The organism is Paenibacillus sp. FSL K6-0108, from assembly GCF_045040695.1.
In the GTDB taxonomy this organism is placed as follows: Bacteria; Bacillota; Bacilli; order Paenibacillales; family Paenibacillaceae; genus Paenibacillus; species Paenibacillus pabuli_B.
This window is the reverse complement of sequence record NZ_CP150288.1, coordinates 458664-477240: the sequence shown is the minus strand read 5'-3', so window position 1 is coordinate 477240 and position 18577 is coordinate 458664. Positions and strand designations below refer to the sequence as shown.

Genomic DNA, 18577 nt, shown 5'->3' with positions numbered 1-18577 from the left:
ATCTGGAGAACGGAGGCTTCGCCTATATGGGCAAATTGGACTTCAGTATACTGATCAAACACTCGGATCGATTTCTGGAAGGCTTCCTCAATACCATCCAGGTGAGCATTATGGCCTTGATTGGCAGCTTTATTCTTGGGGCAATCATGGCTATCTTTCGGATCTCACCCATCAAGCCGCTCAACTGGATCGGTACGGCCTTTGTGGAGTTTATCCGCAACATTCCGCTGCTGCTCGTCGTATTTTTCTTCTATCTCGGATTGCCTGCAATGGGCATTTCACTGGACGGATTCATCTCGGGCACACTCGGCTTGACGATTTATACGGCCGCTTTCATTGCCGAAGCAATCCGGGCGGGCATTCAGACGGTCCCTCGCGGGCAGCTGGAAGCCGCAAGATCTTCGGGTCTGTCCTACGTACAGGCCATGAACCTGATCATTCTGCCGCAAGCGATCAAGATTGTATTGCCGTCCATTGGCAACCAGTTTATCAATCTGGTCAAAAATTCATCCATCCTCGCGGTCGTAGCCGGTATGGATCTGATGTATTTTGCCGATCTGATCAACTCGGATACATTCCTGCCGTTAAGCGTCTACACTATTGTTGCGCTGTTCTATCTGGTGTTGACTTTGCCGCTCAGCTTCCTGGTTCATTATATGGAGCGCCGTTTCGGACAAAGTGATGCTGACGCCAGCCGTACCAAAGGCAAACCAAAAAAGACCCAACCAACGGGTCAGGTCACCATGTAACATTTGAACGATATTCTCTCTGTGTTCAACACATCTGTTCAAGGTGCATCTCTACTCTACTGTGTTATGCAATCGCTATTCCAATCTTCTACATTTCCTGTCCGCACACAGAAGGAGGCTGATGAATTATGGACTTTAGCGGGGCCTACGCCTGGCCCAACCTTCGTTTCCTGCTGCACGGATTCCTGATTACCCTGCAAGTGGCAGGGTTGTCGATTGTATTCAGTTTTGTACTCGGCACGGTGCTCGGTACCGTTCGATATACCCGAATTCCAGTCCTGTCACAGATTGTGGCAGTTATCGTGGATACGATCCGGAATCTGCCACTGCTGCTGATCATTTTTTTCATCCATATCGTATTGCCTCAGCTGGGGATCAAAATGTCCGTCTTCTGGTCAACGGTCGTTGGACTGAGTCTGTTCGAAGGCGCCATGATCGCGGAGATTGTCCGCAGCGGCCTCAAATCGATCGAGCGCGGCCAGGTGGAAGCCGCCCGCTCCTCCGGCCTGAGCTACATGCAGACACTCGGCAGTATCATCATGCCCCAGGCTTTACGGCGCATGTCGCCACCGATGGTGAGTCAGTTCATCTCCTTGCTAAAGGATACGTCACTGGCGATCATCATCTCCCTGCCAGAGCTGATGCACAATGTGCAGATCCTCGGTGGGCAGAGCTTCGATTACGTCATCCCTGCCCTGCTGCTCGCAGCCGTATTGTATTTCGTCATCAACTACACGCTGTCCATTGTGGCACGACGGCTTGAAGCACGAATGACTTGATGATCGGAAGGAATAAGGCATAAAAGAATACGAAGCATAAAGTAACATGAGGCATGAAGTAACCAAGGCTTCGTATTTGATCAGATTATGAAGGAAATAGACATGAAGGAAGAACCAAATGGATGAAAAGAATGAAAGTGCCCAAAAGACTCCAAATCCACGTAAGCAGTGGATTTGGAGTTTCTTGTGGGCCTACAGTTATGCTCATAAATTCACGAACTTCCCACCAATTTCTAACGAACTGAGGGAAGCTTATTTAGCCATTATTGAGACAGTTTCTAATCTAACGAATCGTAAACGCTCTATCCTTCCGAACTCCCCCGCTTTAACCCGCTATTTCAGCGTTCTGAGTAAAATAGTCTTACTGAGATTCGTTAGATTTTTCACTTCAGCTGATATCCCCAAATTAGACGTCTCAGGTTCGTTACATTTTTCGACCCAGTGATTAAATAAACACCCACATCCACTTCTACTTCTTCGCCCACAATCAACTCATCCCTCAAATCGCTGCTCCGTTTCGGCGTAGTTCCTTTTGCAGCACCGCTACCGGCAGCTCCAAAAGATCCAGCTTCATCTGTACAGCTATAGCGGCTGCGGTTCCCGCCGCCTGCCCCGTAGCCATGCAGCTTGGAGTCAGCCTTGTCGTTGCATGCGCCTCATGTGTGGTGGAGATGCAGCGTCCTGCCGCCAGCAGATTGCGGATATTGCGGGAAATCAGAGAGCGGTACGGAATATCGTATGCCCCGTCTCCTTCAATAAAGGCCGCTACGACGCCTTGACCAGAGGGATCATGAATATCAATCGGATAGCCGCTTCTGGCGATGACATCGTCAAACTTTCGCCCTGTAACCACATCGTCCTTGGTTAACGCATAATGCCCGATAATTCGTCTGGATTCACGAATACCGATCTGCGGTGCTACCGCTGAGATGGAAGCCCGCTCGAATCCAGGCACGTCGCGCTGCAGAAACTCAGCGATCATCAGCACCTGCTTCCTGCCTTCCTGTTCGGCAGAGGTCAGATCCTCTGCATCCGTAGCATCGAGCCCCTGCACCCGGGTACAGTTAATCAATACTTCATCTTCAGCCGGTCCGGTAAAAAACAATACCTGATCGCGGTTAATCGGTACACCCGCTTTTTTCCACTGGGAATAAAAGCCGCTCACCCCGGTTAACGGGATACGGTCCAGCTCGGAGAAAGGCGTCTTGGCATAGAAATCCTCCGGGTGCTCCTGCATATATCGCTTTACTCGTCCAAGGTCCACACCACGCATTCGGAATTTCATGGTCATCGGCTGTGACTGGTGATCGCCATCTCGCCCCTTGGCAACAGAGGCGCCCGCAAGATAAGCCGCATCCGCATCACCGCTGGCATCCACGAATACGTTCGCTCTTAGCTCCATTCGCCCAGATTTGTTCGTCAGACGTACCGCCTCTACCCGATCATCCACCATAACCACTTCATCCACGAAGCTGTGCAATAACAACCGGACACCTGCCTCCTGCAGCATCTCCGCCGCAACCACCTGATAGATCGCCGGATGATACGGCGTAACGGTGTGCACAAAACCAACCGTATCACGAAGATGCCCTGGAGAGCCGCCACGCGCCTGCAGCCGGTCAACGATTTCCTGGGCGATGCCCCGAATCACCTGCTCACCACTCTCCGTATGGAAGGTCATCCATGGGTAGACCATGGCGGCAGTCGACATTCCTCCAACGAACCCGTACCGCTCCACCAATACCGCTCGAACACCTTGTCGTCCAGCAGCGATGGCTGCCGCTATACCCGCCGGACCTCCTCCAACAACAACCACATCCGCTTCTTCCTTTTTCATACTCTTCCGTTCACTCAAGTGATATCACTCCTTCCGTTCTATTGCATGGGCTACTCTTTCAGTCCCGTCATGGCAACTCCCTCAATGAAGCGCCGCTGTGCCAGGAAAAAGACAATCAGAAGCGGCAGAGTCGCCATGACGGTGGCACTCATGAGATATTGCCAGGCTGTACCCACTTCATCCGTGAATAGGGATAACCCAAGCGGCAGCGTCATCAATTCACGTGAGTTAATGAAAATCAACGGATCGAAAAACTCATTCCAGATCGTCACAAAAGTAAAGATCGTCAGCGTAGCCATACCGGGCTTGGCAATTGGCAACATAATTCGCGCATAGATCCGGAATCGGTTGCAGCCATCAATCATCGCCGCTTCCTCCAGCTCGGTAGGTACCGTAATGAAGAACTGCCGCATCACAAAAATGCCAAACACGCCGCCTGCCCCAAAGATCGGCAGTAAAATCAGCGGAAGATGGGTATCAATCCACCCCAGCTGCCGCATGAACAGAAACATGGGAATTGCCGTCACCTCATGAGGAATCATCATCGCACTCAGCAGGATGAGAAATACCACATTACGTCCCTTGAACGGAATTTTGGCAAATGCGTACCCGGCGAGAGATGCAAAGAATACTGTACCCAGCACAACCACAGCAGCAATATATACACTGTTAAAATAAAAACGATGGAACGGAATCAGCTGAAAGACATCGATGTAGTTCTGAAACCGGAACGTATCCGGTATCCACTGCGGTGGATAGGTGAATATGCTCTGAGGCTCCTTGAATGACGTCGATAACATCCAGATAAATGGAACAATCATGATCAGTGAGATCAGTGTGAGCAATAAGTACGTACCAAGGGCACTCCCTGTCTTGCGAAACGAAGAACTAAGCATCGCCTTCATTGAATACCCACCTCTTTCGAAGCTGCCATTGCAGCAGCGTCAGAATTAGCACGATAAAGAACAGTACATATGCAAGCGAAGAGGCGTAGCCGAACTGAAATAATTTGAATGCTTTTTCCCAGATATAATAGACCAATACCTTTGTGCTGTTGCTCGGCCCGCCCTGTGTCATGACGTAGATCTGTCCAAACACCTTGAGCGAGCCAATCACGGTCATGACCATGGTTAGAAATACCGTTGGCGTGATCATGGGCAGCGTGACGTGAAAAAAGGTTCCCTTTCTGCCCGCGCCGTCCAGTGTTGCCGCTTCGTACAATGAACGCGGCACCTGCTGAATGGCTGCAATGAACAGCACCATATTCAGACCCACATTTTTCAGTACACTTGTCACAATAACCGCAGGCATCGCCAGATCCTGATTATAAAGCCAGGCCGGTCCCTTGATGCCGATCATCAACAGAAGCTGATTGATCAGTCCAGACTCCGTTGCATACATCAGCTTCCATACGATGGACCATACAATCAGCGAGGTCATGACCGGAACGAAGATGGCTGTGCGGAAAATTCCGATGCCGCGTAAACTTCTGGATAGCAGCAAGGCAAGCAGCAGGGCGAGCACAATATTAAGCGGCACAAGCCCCGCAGTGAAATAGACCGTATTGGCAAGCACCTTCCAGAACATAGCGTCTGTCATCACATTCCGGTAATTTTCCAGTCCAATAAATTGATGATCCCCCAGCAGCGGCCAGTCGGTCAGGCTCATGTACAGCGCCAAACCCATGGGAAACAGCAGCAGCAGGGTAAACCCGAGCACCATCGGCGATACAAACAGCCATCCCGCGATCTGGGCCTCTCTGGCGAGCGGACCTCTTCCTGTACGCTTGCGTGAATGGGTCACAGTCAGGTCCTCCCCTTTATCAAATTTCTTCCTGAAACGAATATTTACACTTGGCACTCCGTTTTTTCAGGTTATTTCTGTCCTCTACGTTCTCTTGTAAATGTTTAGTTCAACTTATAAAGTCCAGACGGTTCAAACTGTCCACCGCATTGCGGAACCCGTGAACAACACTTCGCAGCTGATCCTCCGTTTTGCCCGTTACGACCGCTCCAAGCATGATCGCCTTGACTCCGGTATCGTGCAGCACCCGAACATCGTCCGGTACCAGCTTTCGCTGGGAAGGAACCAATACCGGAATTTGCGCCTGCAAGACCAGACGGCGATACTTGAGCACATCCGCAAAGCTTAGTGGTGTACCATATTCATTTCCAGGCACAATGGAGGCCTCCAGGGCGGTGAAGCCGTAATGAGCCGCTGACGTTACGAGGGAAGGTTCATATTCGTCATTAATTGCAAACGTGGGGTCCAGCCCCAGGTCATCCAGCATGAAGGACGGCAAGTGATGTGCATAGATCGAATAGAAGTCAAAACCCAGCCCGGAGAGGCGCTCCACGTCCTCCCGTTTTGCTCCATCTATGCTGCCGGACGGTACGACCCCAAGCGGGCCGCCAAACTCGCTGCGGATCGCCTGAAAAACTTCGGCATAGTTGTCTAGTGGACCAAAATGATTCCCGCTGGCGCGATGGCCGACATTATAATGCACCTTCAGTGCATCAGCACCCTCTTCAATTGCTGCCCGGGCCAAAGATAGATCGTTCTCGGGTAGGCTAACCACAAGTGACAGCGATTTCCGATCAAGCAATTCCTTGAATTTGCCCATCCTACTCACCTCCTGTTTCTATAAAATGATTTATTGCTGCAGCACGGCTTGGATCTCTTCCTGCATTTGCTTCAGATTATCCTCGGGTGTCGCTGAACGGGCGAACAATCGATCAAATCCCTGCAACACCGCATTGTCGATATCCTGCCAACGGATATGACCGGGAATCAAGCGCGCTTTTGGCATTTCATTAATCACCGCCTGCACAATATGCTCCTTGCTCGGATTATTCGGCTGATGAATGAACGCATCGGAGTTCAGCACAGAGGTACGCGGAGGCACAAAGTAGGTGGCCGTCGCCTGAATACCCTGCTCGCTGGAAAAATACTTCAACAGCTTCTTGGTTTCCTCCGGATGTTTGCTGTCGTTGAACATGGCATATCCAGCCTGCCCCAGCATCGGTACGCTGCCCTGTGAGCCGGAAGGCATAGGAGCGATACTCCATTCAAAATCCGTAATCTCTCTTGCCTTGGAAACATAGCTGTAGTTATCGAAGAACATGCCCACATTGCCAGCATCGAAGCTGACCTGCTCGCCTGCTTTTGGATGCGATTCATCGGTGAACATCATGCGCTCCAGCAGTTCAAAGGTCTGTACACCATAGGCATCGTTCCAGGTGAACTTCGTCATGCCTTCGTCAAACGGGCCACTGCCATTGGACCAGGAATACGAGGAGAGCACAGCCCAGGTCTTCCAATCGCGAAAAAAGTTGGCGCCATAGATCCGGTTGGTCGCCTCCTTGCTGGTAACCGCCTTGGCGGACTTCTCGAACTGTTCCCATGTCCATTGCCCTTGGCTGGCAAGTGTATTCGGGTCGGTCAGGCCAGCTTTGTCGAACAGCGTTTTATTGTAGAACATGACCACTGGTGGTGTGGAAAAAGGCAACCCCAGCAGCTGATCGCCATCACGGAACAAATCCAGCGTACTTGATATATAATCATCCAGCTTGAACTGTGCATCATCCTTGAACTCGGATACATCGGCCAGGATGTGATTGGATTTGAATTGTGGCACCATCCGCTCTGATACCCAGGCGATATCCGGGAGAGAGCCTCCAGCGGCAAGCACCGAAATTTTTTGCTGGTATTCTGCGAAAGGAACGGATTCCATCGTCACCTTGATGCCTGGATTTTCCTGCGTGAAGCCATCGATCAGCTTGTTGTATACATCCATATGTGCCTGATTGCCCCACATCATGAATTTCAGCTCAACCTCTCCATTCTCCCCGGCTGCTTGCCCAGGATCACTTCCGGAATTGGAGCTTGTGCACCCGATTGAAGCAACCATCATGAGTAAGAGTAGCAATATCAGTCCTGCTTTTTTCATGAAAATCCCCCTTATGGACGTAGTGGTATACATGTGCAACCAAAGTATAACGAAGGCATCGCCCGCTCATAAATCACGTCAATTACAGAAATGGTATGGTATTTCAAGAAATGCTGAATCGGTCACGATATTCCCCTGCTGTCCATCCCACCTGCTGCTTGAATACCAGCATGAAGTGCTTGGGACTCTGATGCCCGGATAACCTTGCAACATCATAGATTTTGAGTCCTGTGTTAACCAGCAGCCACTTGGCCCGTTCCATACGAGCCTCAGCAATGTATTCGGAGTAATTGGTCCCTGTTTCGCTCTTGAACAGCTGGCTTAGATAGGTGGGATTCAGATGAACCAGAGCTGCTATGGTCTGAAGTCGCAGATCCCCATCGGGGTGCTGCTTGATGTGCTCCTTCACATCTCGGATAATCTTTCGCGTATCTCCGCCGGAGTGCTCTGCTTTCCCAGATGGTTCCGTGACTGGAAGGGTTGAAATGCCGTACCTGCGATCCAGCAGCAACTGAATTTTTTGGATGCATAACGCCAGTTCATGACGTTCAATCGGCTTCAGCAGATAATTCAACACCCCGTACTCCATCGCCCTGCGTGCATATTCAAACTCCCCGTACCCGCTTATGATGATCATCAGCAGTTCAGGGTACATATCTCTTGCTTTGGATACCAGTGTCAATCCGTCCATTTCACGCATGCGAATATCTGTGATCAACACATCCGGTACTTCACATCTCAGAAAATCCAGTGCCTCGGCTCCGCTCGAAGCTTCACCTGTTACCTGAAACTGAGGAGCGGCCTGTACAATCAGCTCTCTCAGCCCCTGACGTATGACCGTCTCATCCTCCACAAGCAATACTTTATACATGCGCTTCATTCCCCTTTCGATTGCAGTTGAATGGATATCGTGACCGCCAGACCCTGCCCGGGACTGCCGTCTACGCTCAGACTGCCACCTTCTCCATACATGAGTCGGAGCCTTTGGGCGATATTGTTAAGCCCCAGCCTATCCCCGGCATGACATCGCAATGCATCACTGGAAGGCTGCCGAGTCATGGATTCATTTAATTCATCAATCTCCGCTTGAGCCATGCCTTTGCCATTGTCACGTACATTAATCAGCAGCTCATCATCAAATTTCAATGCAGATATCCAGATCACCCCGCCGTCGGCCTGCCCTTCAATGCCATGGTAGACAGCGTTCTCCACCAGCGGTTGCAATATCAGCTTTGGAATCAGACACGCTGTAATGGCTTCATCGATGTCATAGATTACCTCCAGCTTGCCGTCATAACGTACCTGTTGAATGCGTACATAGGATTGCACAAAAGCCAATTCTTCCTGAAGTGGAACCCTCCGATCCACCTTATCAATCGTATAACGCAGCAGCTTGCCAAGTGCCGTCACCATATCAGACACCTCAGCGTGTTTCTGGCGGACCGCCATCATGTTGATGGACTCTAATGTGTTGTATATAAAATGGGGATTGATCTGGCTCTGCAATGCTGACAACTCCGCCTCTCGCTCTTGAATGCCCAACAGAAATACCTCGTTGAACAGTCGATGGATCTCTTCCATCATCCGATTAAAACCCCGGCTAATCTGCCCGAACTCATCATTGCTAAAGTGCGCTACGCGCTGGCTAAAGTCCCCCTGCTCCACCCGAATCATATTGTGCTTCAGTCGAATCAGCGGCCTCGTTATGCGATAGGATAAGAGAACCGCGAGAACTGCTACGGCCGCCATACATAACACAGCGAATCCAAACGTAAACGTGAGCATCTCGCCCGACTCCTTCTGAATAACGGCAATAGGTGTCAGGCTGATCACCGAAAGTCCTGAATAGCTGGAATGGTGCTGTACGTAGAGATAGGGCTTCCCATCAAGGACAACCTTCTGGTTGCCTGCGTAGCCTTGAAGCTGGCCATGCGTTAACAGTTGGTCGTATGCAGACAAGCCTCCGGCTGAGGTGCGTTCGAATAGGAGCCGCTGCTTGCTGTCGACAATCATCAGGCTCGCATTTTGCTCAAAATTCAGATTGGACAAGAGCTGACCGAAAGCTTCCAACCGGATGTCGATCAGGATGTAGCCCAGTCGCTGGAGTGTCCCCGGATCACGAATCTCACGGGCAACCGATATATACGGCTCTTCATGAATGCCCGTGTAATAGCTGGGTTCGTGCGGAGGAAGCAGACGCCATTCGCCTTCCGAGCCGTTAAGCTCTGCAAACCAGTCATCCTGCCTGCTGTCCCATACCGGATTCACTGCCAGTGAATCCAGATTGGAGAACAAAATGCCGCTGTTGCTGATCAGATGGATGCCACGAATTTCCGGTCGGTCATACGCCTGACCGGACGTGTAGAGCTTCATTTTCAGATAATCATCGGACCTCGCCCATGTACCCGATCCCATCGGAGCATTGTATTTGCCCAGAATGCCGAGCACCATCTGATCGTAGAGCGGCAAGAGCGACAACCGCTCGAAGTCCTTGAGCAGCCGATTCAGATTGGTGTTAATCTGGCGAACAATATCAATGGTGAACTGCTCCGTCTTGCGATCAATCGTCTGCGAGAAATGCAGGTAATTCACTACTCCCTGCAAGCTTAGCGGCAGCAAGGTCAGCCCCAGGAACAACAGGAGCAGCTTGGTGCGCAGATTCATATTTCTTCCGAAATAACCCTGTACCTTGTCCATCATTTCCGTTCATCCCTCCCTCTCCCGATCATTGTATGATCCCTCTTCATAGATCAATCTGGATATAACTGGGGTCATCATATCCAGTTTTAATGATCGCTGGCTATCCTGCCAACCCTGGGATTGGTACGGAATTTCAAGATTGAATCGCAGCTTTAGAGGAAACGCAAAAAAGCCGACTGTATCGCTGAAGTCGACTACTCTTTTATTGCATAAAAAAACCGACTGCATTATGCAATCGGCTGTCTTTTCATAAAGTGTTTTTTATATTTGAAGCGATTATATTCATTAATTAATTCATCCAATACCATCGATTGTTGAAGGACTTTGTAGTCTTGCATGCCATGATATTCCGCCAATCGACTTAACTCATGCCTGTTCTGTTCGATTTGGTCTCTAATCTGCTTCGGTTCTCTCACAGCATGCACCCCCTCTTTTTAAAACATTTTAGGATACATTGCCAAAAAATTCATATTTTATTCCTTTGCAAAATAAAATGATTGTTTACAGAGGGATTCTTTCATAACACATCTTTTTGCATTAAGCCGTGAAAGTTGTTATAACTACAAGATGTGCGCAAAGATATTATGAGCATGTCTACATATGGTGTCCAGAAATGTTTGGTCGAAGAATTTAAGAACTGAATTTTTATCACTTTATTAATTAGTCTCTGATGACCATCCATTGGATGGGAGGTTATCATTGGAGTTGAATTAAGGTAGTCTGAAAGGGGAGCCTCAAAACTCAATTAAAGTAAATATCATCTCAGTCTATTCCATGTTACGTATAATCTCAGCAGATGCTATTTTCCACGTGATATTATTGCGAGTCATCTTAAAAATTAGAGCGCTCGATTTGATCTCCGTGTTTATGTCGTCATAAATAACGATTTCAAAGCTGGAAATAACTTCCTTTAATTTTGAGTTAGTATGAGTTGTTTTATAAGTAACACTAGGTCTTTGGAGATTGTTAATAGTATGATAATTCAGGAATTGAATCACAGAATCAGGATAGGCGTAAGACGTTCTCTCATTCCTAACGTTTTCCCCAGACGATTAGAATTACAAATCGGTTCCATGTTCATGGTTATGTCATCGAGAGTGTTTAGGAGATTCTAAAATCTATTCAACACAGGTTATCTCCCCGGGCCAAATCCATCCCGAAAAGCCATTATCGATCGCTGAATCCACCCATGGATCTGCTTTCTGAACAGAGCAAAGCCCAATTAGAAAGCCTACTCACCTTCTCTCTGTTGTGACGCAGAGTCTGGGAATGGAAAGAATCTTTCTCTGAGTGGTATAAATACTCTCCCAACATTCATGTAGCTTACTTGGGATTCAAACGCTGGCTAGAGGAAGGTGAAACCATTGAGCACCCTGCCGTCCGCAGCACATTGAAAACCATGCGAAACTGGCAAGAGGAGATCGTGGATTACCATCACTTGTCGTTTTACGAATGCGACAGTGGAAGGAAAGCATAAACTGATTAAAGCTTACCAGCGTCGGCACTACTCGTACTTGGGTGTGCCACAAAGAAGGTATTTTAGAACGCAATCGACGATATTTAATAATTTGAAGAATTCAACCACTAATTTCTAGATTGAGCCAAAAAAATTGTTCAAAAAAAGAGCCTATCTTAGAAATGGCTAATTAATGTTAATTTAAGAATGCGGCGGTTTAAAAGACTTCTATGGCATGAGAGTCCTTTGTTTCTTTAAAGCAATCCATGTTACTAACAGGAAAAACATTGTATACGCTAAGGTAAACAGCATGCTTGTAGTTACAGAATATATGTCAGGCATATCGTAGAATGATACAATTCCTCCATAAGCAGTATCTCTAAATAAAATAGGAAGCATTGATTTCTGAATGAATAAAGGTAAATACTGTCCTACTGACCAACTATGGAACACTGATGATTCAATGGTTGGGTAGATAAAACCAACGATGATCCCCGCCATTAAACTTTTGCTCAAAACGGTGATGCAAGCTGCAAACATCCCCCACAATAATAGACTTATAATAGAACCTAAAATTTGTAGAGAATAATCTTTAATCGTTATTATTTTCGTGTTTACTAAATCCATCGGAAGATTAAAAACAGCAGGAGTGACAAAGCTAAACATAATTCCTACAAGTATTGTCAGCAACTACTTCGACCAACCTATTATAGGAGTAATGATCGAGTCCATTTGTTGGTTCATCCAAAAGGTAAACTTTTGCATTCTTCGAAAGAGCAATAGCTATTCCTAGTCGTTGTTTCTGACCAAAAGACAGCGTCTTCACTTTCTTTTTCATTATTTGTGGTGTAGTCAGATCTAGTTTTTTTAATATTTTCAATGCTCTTTGAGGATCAGGGGATAATAATCGTGCATTATCGTTACCCGTTAAATGGGAGTAGAAAGAAGTGGGTTGGAACGACATACTCGTTTGCTTAAATTGATTTAATTTCTCTTCAATAAAAATATTTCCTGAGGTTGGTGAGAGGAGTCCGGCTAGGCTGGATAATAAAGTAGTTTTGCCAGAACCATTGATTCCGACCAATGCATAAACATCACCAGCATTGAGAGAAAGTGAAATATTATTTAGTATCAGATCATTTTTAAATTTGATCTTCAAGTTATCTACTTTCAGGATTCTGTTCATATTAGCTCCTTTCGACTCTCATCCTTTATACCAACAAATACTTGGATAAGGTCATTATATACCCATCCAAGTATTTGTGTTTTTCATATGTTTTCTAACTTATTGAGCAGTTGAGTTACCAGTCGAAGAAACATTAATTAGAATACGACTTGTAAACTCTGATCCTCCTGCGTGACCCCATGGTGTAGGAATTCCGCTCTCAAACAATACACCTTGGTTCGTTTGACCCGTTGAAGTATATTTATAATTCCATTTGTTCTCTTCGTCTTTGAAACCGTAGAGCGGAGCAGTGGAATTATTTTGCCACAAATTACCGAAGTTTGTTATTTTACCGTCATCCCAAGTCCATTGAGCAAACGCTTCTTGAGTTGCAACTGTAATTCCATACAAATTTTTATAGCTTTTCAGCCAAGAATGAGTTGAAATTGTCGCAAATGTTGAAAATCCATCGTTATTTGCCCCCGGCACTGGGGCTACATATGATTCAGAACCAATAATTGAAGTATCCGGAATTTCAACGTTCTCCGCTGCGAATGTTGGAGCAACACTACCAAATGCTAATCCTGTACTCATAACAGCGACAGACAACATTTTTAAGAATGAATTTTTTTTCATTTTGGAATTCTCCTTTTTTTTGGACTGAAAAACGTTAAAGATCAACCAGCAACACTTCAAAAATTACGCATCTAAATGTCGTTCACCTCCGTTTCCAGAAAAAGAAAAAGAACCGTCAATCTTTTTATAAAACTGAAATAGATTATAATTGACCCCCAATAAAATCTTATAATATTTTGCAAAAAATACTAAAAAACTCTTCTTATGAATAAAAACCTATAAATAAAATATTAGAGTAATTAATACTTATTGGAAATTAGTGCTCATTATTCAAAGACTGTACACAATCTCACATGTTCGGTATCGGTTTTTATTATATGTTCTCTGCAGGAAACTTTAGTTGTTACTTTACCAATGATTTAACATCTTTCGTAATTGTCTTAAAATCAGGTATGTGTATTGTATTTTACTTTTTAATATTCATGTTCATTCCTAAAGTAAATCGATTATACTCATTAATTAGCTCATCCAACGCCATCGACTGCTCAAGCACTTTTACATTCGGGATTCCATATTGATCTACCAAGCGACTCAATTCTTGTCGTCCTTGCTCTATTTGGTCTTTTAAGATACTCTGTTCTCTCATGGCATGTACCCCTCTAGGACATTCTAGAAAAACATTTAATATGAGTAAGCTATTAGTTTCACTAATGGCTATAAGTGCTTTTTAGAACATAATATGTTTTGCATGATATTGTAAAAACAAATCTTTAGAAAAGGCATTGCATTAATCCTTTTTCAAAACACAAAACAACCTACCTCAGAAGCAGATAGGCTGTTTGTTTTATTTTATATTTATCGTCTTAAATAATTGTGAATACGTCTCTTGCTAAAACAACTATCTTGCTGTCTGTTTTTTACGTATAAATCAACGCATTTTACTGTCTCAGAAAGTCGGTAAACTTAACTTTTCTATTACATTTTTGTAATTGTTCATCTGTTTTTCATCGGCTTCGCTCCGATACTCTCCGTACAAATCTAAACATTTAACGCACATCAGATCATCTTTACTTGAAGAAGAGAGATCTAAACACATAAGTAAGGCATCAATTCCAAGTGAATAATTACATTGATTAATTTGATATTTTGCCAATTCATAATAAAAAACTCTATATCCATGGTCTATCATTTGATCGGTATAACTACCTTTATTATGAAAGTCCGTATTAAACAAATTAATCGGTTGTTCAAACTTTTTCAAAGCATGATCAATATTAAAGCCATACTGATTAGCTGCTTCCAATATATTTAGCAAACCAGTTAATATCTCTTCCGGATTGCTCTCTAAATATCCTAAATAAGGAAAAATTACATTCTCCTGACCTAGCATTATTCGGAATGCATATTGATTCCCCTCTCCCCATTTCTTAAATAGATCTATTATTTTTTGATCCTCTTCTGTAGGATTCTCAATCTCAATTATCTCCATGTATTTTTGCAGATAATTTATGGCCTTATCGTACTCCTTGCGGGTATCGTAAACGCTTGATATTAATAAATTTGCATAGGCTTCATATGTAAAAAGAGGATAGGCTGTTAGCCTTTTTTTAATTTTTCGCCTACGGGATTGAATTTTTAATTGAAATTCTGATTTTCGTTCCAGTTTCCGCGCCCATGCTTCGACCTTATCCCACAAATGTATCGTATTATACACATTGGCCAAGTCTTTAATTGCATCCAATTGCACTTCTTCATTTAATTTATCGATATAAGGTTCGAACTTTACTGCGGCATTAAGATTATCAAATTTATTCAGTGTTTTATGAAGCAGAAAAATACGGTATTGGCAAAGGGCCAACCGCTCCGAATGTTGATACTTCTCACTGTCTGCCACACATTCATATATAATGAGTGCAGATTCATTCATGCATTTATTATAAAGACTCTCTGCCACATCAAATAACTCATCAATATAGGATTGATCATCTGTGACATGAGTGATGACTTGTTTAATAATATCCAGCTTGCCAAGCTCAGCGCAACGATATATAAACGGTTCCAATCTTCTCCAATGAGGTGCAGACTCAATAAAACATTCCACACCATACATTTCATAAAAGTAACCTTGTTCCAGACCCATTGCTAATGTGATTTGGTCTAGTTGATTCATTGAAATAAGTCTGGTTCCTCTGATGATAGCACTTAATGTACCCACATTAATATCAGCGATTTCTGAAAATTGTTGTAGCTTATATCCGTTCTCCTTTAAGTAATTTTCAATATAGAAACGTATTTTGGACATCATCTTCATCGTCCTCCCCCAGATAATTCACGGTCGAAAAGTCGGTACACCTAATTTATCTATTAGTTTTGTATACTGCTCTTCCTGGGTCTTACTGGCCCGATCTCTATATTTTCCGTATAAGTCAATGCATTTGATACACATCATGTCATCATTACTTGAGACACAACGTTGAAGACTAGTAATCAAATATTCGATCCCCTGCTGAATTTGGTTTTGACTCAACCTATATTTTGCAAGTTCGTAGAATAAAAGTATATATTTCAGATTCGAAGACTGCTCGTTATATGTTCCTTCGGAATTTTTCTCTACCTTGATTTGGATGATGTAATTTTCAAACCTATTCAACGCATGATCAATATTGTAGGACCACTGATTAGCAGCCTTTGCAATGTAAACAAAAGCTGTCAAGATCTCTTTGGGATTAGCATCCAAAAAATTTAGATAAGCACCTAAAACTTCGATATTACCCAACATTAAATTATATAAGTAGCGGTTACCTTCAGCCCAGCCCTTGAATCGCTCTATCAATTCTTGTTCTTCTCGAGTTGGATTTTGAAATTCATTCATAATATTCTCATAAACATCTGTGTACTCTAAAGCTTCTCTATATTGCTTACGCTTTTCAGACACAGATGCTTTTAATAGATTTGCATAAGCCTCATAACTAAATATCGGATAAAGTGCTATCCTCATTTTATTTTTCCGCCTATTGGTTCGAAAATTAAGCTGAAAGTCTACTGTCTTTTCTAGTTCTTCAGCTAACTCCCAAACTTTATCCCACATATGTAATGTGCTGTACAAATTAGCTAAATCTTTAATGGCATCTATCTGTACTTCCTCATTCAATTTATCAATATAGGGTTCAAACTTTATTGCCGCTTTAAGATTATCAAATTTATTCAGCGTTTTATGAAGCAAAAAAATGCGATACTGACATAAGGCCAATCGCTCCGAGTGTTGATATTTCTCACTGTCTGCCACACATTCATACAAAATAAGAGCTGCTTCTTTTAGTCCTTTAGCAAAAAAGTCTTCAGCCACTTCAAATAACTGTTCTATATAGGATCGATCGTCCGTCACATGAGTGATAACTTGTTGTATACAATCCAATTTACCAAGTTCAGCACACTCGTATAGGTATGGTTCCAAACGTCTCCAGTGGGGCGCGGATTCAATGAAAGATTCCACCCCATAACTCTCATAAAAATACCCTTTTTCTAATCCCATTGCAGAAGTGATCTGATTCAGTTGGTTCATAGACATTGGTCTGCTACCCTTAAGAATAGCACTTAATGTCCCAACATTAATTCCTATAATATCGGAAAAATGCTGCAACTTGAGATTTTGTTCTCTCATATATTTCTCAATATGTGCTCTTATTTTAGGTACCATTTCCATTATCACACCTCCATCATCTAATCACTTATAATTCAATAACATATAATAAATGTTATTTTAATCCTGTATTTTACATCGGTCAATCTATGAAAACATAAAAAGGCTTACTTCCGCATTCGGAAATAAACCAATAAAGTATCCATAGATAATATCTCTTATACCTTATCTTACAATACTCCAGCACCATGTCCTGATGGTGTGTATATCTGATTTTGCACATCAGACTGACTTATAGGGTAATTACTAATAATCACAACACTAAACAAGAGTATAGCCATGATTTTTTTTATTTTCATAATAGCCGTAAACCTCCTCCATTAGTTTGCGATAGTTATTTTCCACTTCTTTAGATGCAAAAGACCTATACCTCTCAAAGAGAGCAACACATTGTATTATGTCATTAGAATTATTAATTCTAATAGCTGAACTCAGACAAGTGACAAGCTTTTTCATTCCTTCTGCGTACCGCCCTCTGTTAAAAAGATACATTGCCAGTTCAAATAAAAGTTTAGAGTATTGATCATTCTTCATTTGCTCATTGTACCCTTCAGTTAAGGTTTTATCACTCAGCATTAAATTAAAGGAATTATCAAATTTCAGTAAAATATAATCTATATCCATTTCAAAATTATTTGCTGCTTCAATTATTTTAACAAGAGCAGTAAGAGTTTCTCCTTCATTTTGTTCAACCCAAGCTAGATATACCGGAAGAACCTCTTTCTTCCCCATCATCAGATTATATAAGTAGGTGTTGGCCTCAGTCCATCTATTAAACATATCGATATAAACTTTATCTTCGTCGCTAGAATTCAAAACACTAGCTAATTCAGCATTTTTTCTTGTATATAACAGTGCCTCAGTGTACTCACCTTTCCACTCGCATGCAGTGGCTTTAAGCAAGTTTGAATATGCCTGGTACACAAATAAAGGGTAGGCTGTTACCCTATTCTCTTTGCTTATTTCTTTCTTAGTATAGGATTGGATAATTTCCGCTTTCCGTCCCAGATCATCAGCAAGTGAAAATGACTTGTCCCAATATCTCAAAGCCAAGTATGTATTCGCCAGATCCTTGATCGCATCCAGCTGCCGCTCTTCATCCAGCCTATTAATATATGGCTCAAAATGAACTGCCGCCCTGAGATTTTCATGCTGATCCTGACCTAGAGATAGTGTGAAAATACGATACTGGCACAACGCGAGACGTTCCGAGTGCTGGTACTTCTCACACTCCGCAACGCATTCATATAACATGCGGGCCGCTTTCTTTTGTCCTCGTTCAAGCATGCCCTCTGCCATCTCAAACAATTCGGAAATATAGGAGCGGTCATCCGTCACTTGCTGGACTATCCTCTGAATACATTCGAGCTTGTCCAACTCGGCGCAACGTTGCAGGAAAGGCTCCAGCCTTCTCCAATGTGGTGCAGACTCCACAAAACACTCAGCGCCGTAAATTTCGTAGAAATGCCCCTCTTCCAGCTTCATGCCTTCGGTAATCAGATCCAGTTGAGCCATGGCGATTGGCCGCGTCCCTTTGATGATCGCACTTAACGTTCCGGCGTTTACACCCGATATATCGGCAAAGTATTGCAGGGTATAGCCCTGTTTCCTGATGTAGTCCTCAATAAAGGAGCGTATCGTAGTTGTAGGTTCCATGTCTCCCACC

At 44.1% G+C, this 18577-nt stretch carries 18 protein-coding genes; 3 read left to right on the top strand and 15 right to left on the bottom strand.

Annotation, left to right across the window (positions count from 1 at the left end; translation table 11 throughout):
* Positions 1–26: 26 nt before the first annotated feature.
* Together MHB49_RS02370 and MHB49_RS02365 are read left to right on the top strand one after the other, a co-directional pair.
* Positions 27–749 carry an amino acid ABC transporter permease gene (locus MHB49_RS02370; protein ID WP_247902996.1) on the top strand — a complete coding sequence of 241 codons (723 nt, stop codon included), beginning with the start codon at positions 27–29 and terminating at the stop codon, positions 747–749.
* 128 nt (positions 750–877) lie between these two features.
* On the top strand, positions 878–1528 hold the full coding sequence (locus tag MHB49_RS02365; protein WP_247900403.1) for an amino acid ABC transporter permease: 651 nt from the start codon (positions 878–880) through the stop codon (positions 1526–1528).
* A gap of 499 nt (positions 1529–2027) precedes the next feature.
* On the opposite strand, the gene MHB49_RS02360 is transcribed toward MHB49_RS02365, so the two are convergent.
* The 8 genes from MHB49_RS02360 to MHB49_RS02325 form a co-directional block, all read right to left on the bottom strand.
* Positions 2028–3365, bottom strand: a complete 1338-nt coding sequence (locus MHB49_RS02360; protein WP_405157024.1) for an FAD-dependent oxidoreductase — start codon at positions 3363–3365, stop codon at positions 2028–2030.
* A 50-nt stretch (positions 3366–3415) separates the two neighbouring features.
* Positions 3416–4261, bottom strand: a complete 846-nt coding sequence (locus tag MHB49_RS02355) for a carbohydrate ABC transporter permease (RefSeq protein ID WP_405157023.1) — start codon at positions 4259–4261, stop codon at positions 3416–3418.
* Positions 4254–5168, bottom strand: coding sequence for a carbohydrate ABC transporter permease (locus MHB49_RS02350; RefSeq protein WP_405154872.1), 915 nt, complete (start codon positions 5166–5168; stop codon positions 4254–4256). Before MHB49_RS02350 ends, MHB49_RS02355 begins: the two co-directional genes overlap by 8 nt.
* Positions 5169–5277: 109 nt before the next feature.
* On the bottom strand, positions 5278–5988 hold the full coding sequence (locus tag MHB49_RS02345) for a hypothetical protein (protein ID WP_405154871.1): 711 nt from the start codon (positions 5986–5988) through the stop codon (positions 5278–5280).
* Between the two features lie 30 nt (positions 5989–6018).
* On the bottom strand, positions 6019–7314 hold the full coding sequence (locus MHB49_RS02340) for an ABC transporter substrate-binding protein (protein WP_405154870.1): 1296 nt from the start codon (positions 7312–7314) through the stop codon (positions 6019–6021).
* A 103-nt stretch (positions 7315–7417) separates the two neighbouring features.
* Positions 7418–8185, bottom strand: coding sequence for a response regulator (locus tag MHB49_RS02335; RefSeq protein WP_405154869.1), 768 nt, complete (start codon positions 8183–8185; stop codon positions 7418–7420).
* 5 nt (positions 8186–8190) lie between these two features.
* Entirely contained in the window at positions 8191–10014 is a 1824-nt protein-coding gene (locus tag MHB49_RS02330; RefSeq protein WP_405154868.1) for a sensor histidine kinase, read from the bottom strand.
* A gap of 227 nt (positions 10015–10241) precedes the next feature.
* Positions 10242–10430, bottom strand: coding sequence for an aspartyl-phosphate phosphatase Spo0E family protein (locus MHB49_RS02325; RefSeq protein ID WP_064642743.1), 189 nt, complete (start codon positions 10428–10430; stop codon positions 10242–10244).
* A gap of 896 nt (positions 10431–11326) precedes the next feature.
* Between MHB49_RS02325 and MHB49_RS02320 the strand changes: the two genes are divergently transcribed.
* On the top strand, positions 11327–11491 hold the full coding sequence (locus tag MHB49_RS02320; protein WP_405157022.1) for a hypothetical protein: 165 nt from the start codon (positions 11327–11329) through the stop codon (positions 11489–11491).
* Between the two features lie 207 nt (positions 11492–11698).
* Here MHB49_RS02320 and MHB49_RS02315 read toward each other — a convergent pair whose 3' ends face one another.
* The 7 genes from MHB49_RS02315 to MHB49_RS02285 form a co-directional block, all read right to left on the bottom strand.
* A complete protein-coding gene (locus tag MHB49_RS02315; protein WP_405154867.1) occupies positions 11699–12136 on the bottom strand; it encodes a hypothetical protein in 438 nt (145 codons plus the stop codon).
* Entirely contained in the window at positions 12129–12656 is a 528-nt protein-coding gene (locus tag MHB49_RS02310) for an ATP-binding cassette domain-containing protein (protein ID WP_405154866.1), read from the bottom strand. The genes MHB49_RS02315 and MHB49_RS02310 overlap by 8 nt, the downstream gene beginning before the upstream one ends.
* A 99-nt stretch (positions 12657–12755) precedes the next feature.
* Positions 12756–13271 (bottom strand): hypothetical protein, encoded by a 516-nt coding sequence (locus tag MHB49_RS02305; RefSeq protein ID WP_109999318.1) that lies wholly within the window; start codon positions 13269–13271, stop codon positions 12756–12758.
* Between the two features lie 406 nt (positions 13272–13677).
* On the bottom strand, positions 13678–13857 hold the full coding sequence (locus MHB49_RS02300; protein WP_109999319.1) for an aspartyl-phosphate phosphatase Spo0E family protein: 180 nt from the start codon (positions 13855–13857) through the stop codon (positions 13678–13680).
* A gap of 300 nt (positions 13858–14157) precedes the next feature.
* A complete protein-coding gene (locus MHB49_RS02295; RefSeq protein WP_405154865.1) occupies positions 14158–15516 on the bottom strand; it encodes a helix-turn-helix domain-containing protein in 1359 nt (452 codons plus the stop codon).
* A gap of 24 nt (positions 15517–15540) precedes the next feature.
* Positions 15541–16914: a helix-turn-helix domain-containing protein gene (locus MHB49_RS02290; protein ID WP_405154864.1), complete on the bottom strand. Its 1374-nt coding sequence runs from the start codon at positions 16912–16914 to the stop codon at positions 15541–15543.
* 258 nt (positions 16915–17172) lie between these two features.
* Positions 17173–18567, bottom strand: a complete 1395-nt coding sequence (locus tag MHB49_RS02285) for a transcriptional regulator (protein WP_405154863.1) — start codon at positions 18565–18567, stop codon at positions 17173–17175.
* Positions 18568–18577: the final 10 nt, after the last annotated feature.

Excerpts from the sequence above, each read along its gene's own strand:
- MHB49_RS02295 (WP_405154865.1), bottom strand. The coding sequence starts at position 15,516 with ATGATGTCCAAAATACGTTTCTATATTGAAAATTACTTAAAGGAGAAC.
- MHB49_RS02330 (WP_405154868.1), bottom strand. The coding sequence starts at position 10,014 with ATGATGGACAAGGTACAGGGTTATTTCGGAAGAAATATGAATCTGCGC.
- MHB49_RS02335 (WP_405154869.1), bottom strand. The coding sequence starts at position 8,185 with ATGTATAAAGTATTGCTTGTGGAGGATGAGACGGTCATACGTCAGGGG.
- MHB49_RS02345 (WP_405154871.1), bottom strand. The coding sequence starts at position 5,988 with ATGGGCAAATTCAAGGAATTGCTTGATCGGAAATCGCTGTCACTTGTG.
- MHB49_RS02300 (WP_109999319.1), bottom strand. The coding sequence starts at position 13,857 with ATGAGAGAACAGAGTATCTTAAAAGACCAAATAGAGCAAGGACGACAA.
- MHB49_RS02305 (WP_109999318.1), bottom strand. The coding sequence starts at position 13,271 with ATGAAAAAAAATTCATTCTTAAAAATGTTGTCTGTCGCTGTTATGAGT.
- MHB49_RS02285 (WP_405154863.1), bottom strand. The coding sequence starts at position 18,567 with ATGGAACCTACAACTACGATACGCTCCTTTATTGAGGACTACATCAGG.
- MHB49_RS02315 (WP_405154867.1), bottom strand. The coding sequence starts at position 12,136 with ATGTTTAGCTTTGTCACTCCTGCTGTTTTTAATCTTCCGATGGATTTA.
- MHB49_RS02340 (WP_405154870.1), bottom strand. The coding sequence starts at position 7,314 with ATGAAAAAAGCAGGACTGATATTGCTACTCTTACTCATGATGGTTGCT.
- MHB49_RS02370 (WP_247902996.1), top strand. The coding sequence starts at position 27 with ATGGGCAAATTGGACTTCAGTATACTGATCAAACACTCGGATCGATTT.
- MHB49_RS02365 (WP_247900403.1), top strand. The coding sequence starts at position 878 with ATGGACTTTAGCGGGGCCTACGCCTGGCCCAACCTTCGTTTCCTGCTG.
- MHB49_RS02290 (WP_405154864.1), bottom strand. The coding sequence starts at position 16,914 with ATGGAAATGGTACCTAAAATAAGAGCACATATTGAGAAATATATGAGA.
- MHB49_RS02310 (WP_405154866.1), bottom strand. The coding sequence starts at position 12,656 with ATGAACAGAATCCTGAAAGTAGATAACTTGAAGATCAAATTTAAAAAT.
- MHB49_RS02360 (WP_405157024.1), bottom strand. The coding sequence starts at position 3,365 with ATGAAAAAGGAAGAAGCGGATGTGGTTGTTGTTGGAGGAGGTCCGGCG.
- MHB49_RS02355 (WP_405157023.1), bottom strand. The coding sequence starts at position 4,261 with ATGCTTAGTTCTTCGTTTCGCAAGACAGGGAGTGCCCTTGGTACGTAC.